The sequence below is a fragment of the Chromohalobacter sp. 48-RD10 genome (assembly GCF_029889785.1).
In the GTDB taxonomy this organism is placed as follows: domain Bacteria; phylum Pseudomonadota; class Gammaproteobacteria; order Pseudomonadales; family Halomonadaceae; genus Chromohalobacter.
Map to the genome: position 1 here is coordinate 1 of NZ_JARANX010000207.1, position 640 is coordinate 640.

Annotated in this window: 1 pseudogene; it reads left to right on the top strand. The window is 63.6% G+C overall.

The features are described 5' to 3' along the window. Positions 1-640, top strand: a pseudogene (locus OP496_RS18275) (ABC transporter permease); the annotation flags it as partial.

A 640-nucleotide genomic window follows, 5' to 3' on the forward strand; every position in this document is an offset into this window, starting at 1 on the left:
CCGTTATTGATGGGAGTACTGACCGCGCTGGCGGTGCTCATCGGCTTCGCCGGCCCTACCTTGTTACGACTCAAGCGGGTGAGCGCACTCAAGGTGCTGCGACGCGAACTCGATCCCGTGCCGATGGCCGGTTGGGCCGTGGTGGTCATCGCCAGTGGAGTTTTCGGCGCTTTGCTGTGGTTGTATTCGGGCGATTTCACGCTCTCGCTGGGGCTGTTGATCGGCGGCGAACTGGCGCTGGCGGCCCTGTGGTTATTGGGTCACGGGCTACTCTCGGGTCTGCTGCGACTGGTGCGAGGCGTCGCCGGCGATCACCGCCACGGTGCGCGGCACGCTTGGCGTCTCGGCGCACGGCAATTGGCCCGCCGCCGACATGCCAGCTTGGGGCAGTTGCTGGCCTTTTCGGTCACCTTCGCAGCCATGGCGATCATCGCTTTGGTGCGTGGCGACCTGGTGACCGCCTGGGAATCGCAGCTGCCCGAGGATACGCCCAACTACTTTGCCATCAATATCCAGCCAGCCGAGCGCGAAGGCTTCCGCGAGATCGTCGAGGATGCCAGTGATACGCGCAGCGATTTATATCCCATCGTGCGCGGACGACTGGTCTCCATCAATGGCAAGCCCGCAGATGCAACGGTAC